Here is a 4,388-nt window from a genome sequence, read left to right on the forward strand (position 1 = left end):
GCCCGGAGCGCTCCGGGCCGGCGGGAGGGCCCTTCATGACCCGTGGTTCCGAGGAGGACGGGGGCCGTCCGGAGACCGGCCCCGGCGGCGCGGTCCGGCAGTGACGGCCCGGTGATCTCCCCGCCCGGCGGGGACGTCGACGTCCCGGTGGCGGCTCCTCAGCGGTCCTCGGCGGGCAGGCGGAAGGACGCGCGGCAGTGCACCAGGAGTTCGCGTAGGGCCGGGCTCGCGGCGGGGGCGGAGACCAGCGCCAGGACCGCGGGGAGGTCGGCGCCGGTGAGGGAGAGGGCGCGCAGGTCCGTGCGCCCGGCGACCATGGACCGCGAGAGCACGGCGACCCCGAGCCCGCGCAGCGCGAGGTCGATCACCGCGTCGGGGGCGCTCGCCTGGAGGGCGACGGCCGGGGAGAGGCCGTGCTCGGCGGCGGTCCGGTCCAGCACCGCCCGGACACCGGTTCCCGGGGGGAGGCAGATGACCGGTTCGCCGCACAGCTCGGCGAGCGTGATCTCCTCCCGGGCGGCCAGCGGGTGGTCCGACGGGACGGCGGCGACGAGGGGTTCGCTGACGACCGGCCAGCCGTCCAGGTCCTGCGGCGGCCGGCCGGCCGCGCCGACCAGCGCCAGGTCGACGGCCCCCTCCCGGACGCGCTCCACGAGGACGGCGGAGTCGTCCTCGACCAGGCTGATCTCCACGCCCGGGTGGGCCCGGCGGAACGCGGCCAGGGCGTCGAACAGCGGGGTGACGGTGCAGGCGGTGACCATGCCGACCACGAGCCTGCCCCGGACGAGCCCGTTCATCTCGTCGACGGCCTCCCGCAGCGCCTGCGCCGCCGCCAGGACCGCCCGCGCGTGGCCCAGCACGACCTCACCGACCGCGGTCGGTCCCGCCGTGCGGCCGGAGCGGTTGATGAGGGTGGCCCCGAGCTCCCGTTCGAGCTGACGGATCTGGGCGCTGATGCCGGGCTGGCTGATGTGGACGCGTTCCGCGGCGCGCGTGAAATTGGCCTCCTCGGCGACGGCCACGAAGTACTTCAACTGCCTCAGCTCCATAACCGTTGATTGTAGAGCTGATCAGAACCATTGCTTGGACTTGTGGCGGGGCGCTGACGGAGCATGGTCGCGCAAGGAACCGGCCCGTGGAAAGGACAGTGGTGGACGCCTACGAGAAGGCCATGAAGCCGGAGGACCTCACCCGCCTCTTCGTCGAACGCGCCAACGCCGGTGACGCCGCCGGCATCGCCGCGCTCTACGAGGAGGACGCCGTCATGGCGTATCCGCCGGGCACCGAGACCGTCGGCCGGGACGCCATCCGCCGGCTGTGGGAGAAGGTGCTCGCCGACGCGCCGCGCTTCGAGCCGGAGGAGCCGTTGCCGACCCTGGTCAGCGGTGACATCGCCCTCACCTCGACCCCGCCCCGCGACGGCGCGGGCGCCCGCGCCCAGGTGGTCCGCCGCCGGCCCGACGGGAGCTGGCTGCGCCTGATCGACCGGCCGGAGTTCCGGCCCCCCGTGCGCTGAGGTGCCGAACGGCCGAAAACCGCATCCTGCGCAGCCGTCGGCGGCCCTATACTTCTACAGATTTGTAGAAGTTGGCGCAGGGTGCGCCTCACCCCTTTGGAGACGACACACATGGCTTCGATCGACCTGGACAAGGTGCTGGACAAGGCGTGGGCGGACAAGAGCCTGCCCGAGATCCTGGCCGCGCCGGTGGCGGCGCTGAAGGGGGTGTCCGACCGTGACGGCGAACTGCTCCAGGAGGCGTTCGGGGTGAAGACCGTGGCCGACCTGGCCGAGCTGAAGTACGCACGCTGGGCGCAGGCACTCGCCGCCCTGGACGCGGCCAAGTAGGCGGACCCGCGACGTGCCGTGGTGCCGTGTGCCTCCTGGGCGAACGGCACCACCCCCGTCCCCGGGGCCCGGGTGACCCGTATGGGCGCCCACGGTGGCGGGCGTCCCCGAACGGCCCAAGCATGAGACCGGTGCCTCTGCCTCCTCCAGGACGGGGATGACGGTCACGGGGCACTCCGCCCGCTCGGCCCCTCGACGAGGAGAGTGCCCGTGACGTTCAATCCCCTGGAACAGCGGGGCATCCCGCTCGACCGCCAACTGCGCAACTGGCGCGAGCTGAACGTGGACCCGATCGACCCGGACCGCTGCGACCCGTACACCCGGTGCCGCATCATCACGATGAACGGCATCGAGGTCGAGGCGATCCTGTTCAGCCACCAGCTCGCCCGCCACACACCCGATCCCGAGATCAAGCGGCAGCTGGCCCGGACCCGCTACATCGAGGCCCAGCAGCAGAAGGCGGTCAACTGGCTCCTCCCCGGCGTCTCCTCCGTGCTGGAGACGACGATCGCCTACGAGCAGGTCGCGGTGGACCTGACGGCGTGGGTGGCGCGGATGGAACCGGATCCGTATCTGAAGCAGGCGTACGAGTTCGGTGTGCTGGAGGACTTCGACCACCTGTACCGGTACGCGAACCTGTACGAGATGATCGAGCACCGCAAGGCGGAGTCGATCGTCGACAACCTCACCGAGGTCATGCCCGGCCGGCCGACGAAGTACCACCACCGCAACCCGGTCGACAACGTCCGCGACCCGTACGACAGGAACGTCGCGCATCCGCTGTCGAAGCTGCACGCGTTGACGATCATGTCGACGGAGCAGCAGACGATGAACTTCTACATGAACACCGGCCCCACCTACATGGAGCCGATCGCCCGCCAGCTCTACCAGGAGATCGGGCTGATCGAGGAGGAGCACGTCACGCACTACGAGTCGCTGGTCGACCCGGGCGAGACGTGGTGGGAGCAGCTGGTCAACCACGAGTACAACGAGTGCTACCTGTACTACTCGTTCATGCAGCAGGAGAGCGACCCCAAGGTCAAGGCGATCTGGGAGCTGCACCTGAACATGGAGCTGGAGCACCTGCACACCGCCTGCGACCTGATGCGCCGGCACGACGGCCGCGAACCGCAGGAGGTCCTGGCCCCCGAGCTGCCGAACGTGCTCACCTTCGAGCCGAACAAGCAGTACCTGCGCGAGCTGCTGGACACCCAGATGGACCTGACCACACTGGGCGCGGGCTACGTGCGCGAGGCGCACGAGCGGTTCGAGAAGCTGCAGGAGCAGATCCACGGCGGCGAGCAGCCGCCGAGCGAGCGGGTCATGGCCCAGCACGACGACATGTTCGGCCGCGAGTACCGCGTGCAGTCCGAGGGCGAGCACCCCGACCCCGCCATGCGCGAGAAGTGAGGGGCGCACATGTCCGAGCTGCACACCCCGCACGCCGGCGACGACTACGCCCCGGACGACGACGTGGTGGCGCTGCTGAAGCGCCAGCACGGTGACATCCGCAACCTCTTCGACGAGGTGGAGGCCTGCACCGGCGCGGAGCGCCAGGACGCGTTCCGCCGGCTGGTGCGGCTGCTGGCCGTACACGAGACCGCCGAGCAGGAGGTCGTCCATCCCTACGCCCGCCACGCCTTTCCCGGCGGTGAGCAGATCGTCGAGGACCGTCTCGCCGAGGAGAAGACGGCCAAGGAGACCCTCGCCGAGATGGACGAGATGGACACCGAGGACCCGACCTTCATGCCCCGTCTCGTGAAGCTCCGCACGGACGTCCAGGAGCACGCCCGGGCCGAGGAACGCTACGAGTTCACCCACATCTACCGCAACGCCGACGCCAAGACCCTGGCCACCATGGCGAAGGCCGTGAAGGCGGCCGAGGCCATGGCGCCCACCCGGCCGCACCCCGGCGTCCAGACCGCGGCGGCCAACGTCGCCCTCGGCCCCGTCGCCGCACTCATGGACCGCACCAAGGACGCCGTCCGCAAGGCCATGGGCGAAGGCCGCTGACCACCTGAGGGGAACGAGATCGCACGACTTCCCTGAGGGAGGGTCTCAGTGGCGGCGGTCCGGGCCGACTCCGGTACGGAGTGGACCCCGGCGCCTCCGGGAGGAGCGCGGCGGAGCCGGAACGCGGCTCCGCCGTGCCGCGGTGGCCGACGTCCCCGAACGGGGCGGTGCGGACGGCGGTGTCCGGGGCGGTCAGCCGACGTCGGGCAGAACTCCCGGGAAGTCGCCCTCGTCCGCCTTCCGCCGTGCCCGGTCCGTGTTGAACTCCCGGACCGCCTCCAGCCACCGCCACGGTCGGATCTCGTCGAGCGTGAGGCCGGGGCAGGCGAGCCGGTGCGGGATGCGGCAGGTGGTGCCGGGCGGGGGCTCGTCGAAGCCGCCGTTCCAGGCGGTGCCGTCGCCACCGAGGTACCAGCGGTGCCCGCCGGGCACGAGGTGGGCGGGGAGGGTGTAGCCGGGTTCGAGGAGGACGTGCCGTCCGGTGTGGGTGGGCCGGCGTTCGCCGGCCAGGCCGCATTCGGGGCAGAGG

Annotated in this window: 6 protein-coding genes; 4 read left to right on the forward strand and 2 right to left on the reverse strand. The window is 71.4% G+C overall.

Going from position 1 to position 4,388, the window contains the following annotated elements; translation table 11 throughout:
• Nucleotides 1-158: 158 nt before the first annotated feature.
• Nucleotides 159-1,049: a LysR family transcriptional regulator gene (locus B7L92_RS26335; protein WP_081239878.1), complete on the reverse strand. Its 891-nt coding sequence runs from the start codon at nucleotides 1,047-1,049 to the stop codon at nucleotides 159-161.
• 101 nt (nucleotides 1,050-1,150) lie between these two features.
• On the opposite strand from B7L92_RS26335, the gene B7L92_RS26340 reads away from it, so the two are divergent.
• From B7L92_RS26340 to B7L92_RS26355, 4 genes are all read left to right on the forward strand, one after another.
• Nucleotides 1,151-1,516: a YybH family protein gene (locus B7L92_RS26340; protein ID WP_107501607.1), complete on the forward strand. Its 366-nt coding sequence runs from the start codon at nucleotides 1,151-1,153 to the stop codon at nucleotides 1,514-1,516.
• A 111-nt stretch (nucleotides 1,517-1,627) separates the two neighbouring features.
• Nucleotides 1,628-1,846, forward strand: coding sequence for a hypothetical protein (locus tag B7L92_RS26345; RefSeq protein WP_081239879.1), 219 nt, complete (start codon nucleotides 1,628-1,630; stop codon nucleotides 1,844-1,846).
• 210 nt (nucleotides 1,847-2,056) lie between these two features.
• Complete coding sequence (locus tag B7L92_RS26350) at nucleotides 2,057-3,256, forward strand: hypothetical protein (protein ID WP_081239880.1); 1,200 nt, start codon at nucleotides 2,057-2,059, stop codon at nucleotides 3,254-3,256.
• Between the two features lie 9 nt (nucleotides 3,257-3,265).
• A complete protein-coding gene (locus B7L92_RS26355; protein ID WP_081239881.1) occupies nucleotides 3,266-3,859 on the forward strand; it encodes a hemerythrin domain-containing protein in 594 nt (197 codons plus the stop codon).
• Between the two features lie 192 nt (nucleotides 3,860-4,051).
• Here B7L92_RS26355 and B7L92_RS26360 read toward each other — a convergent pair.
• Nucleotides 4,052-4,388 (reverse strand): DUF6083 domain-containing protein (locus B7L92_RS26360; protein WP_081239882.1); only part of this gene is annotated, 337 nt, incomplete at its 5' end.

Origin of the sequence: Streptomyces viridosporus (assembly GCF_002078235.1) — a bacterium.
Classification (GTDB): Bacteria; Actinomycetota; Actinomycetes; order Streptomycetales; family Streptomycetaceae; genus Streptomyces; species Streptomyces viridosporus.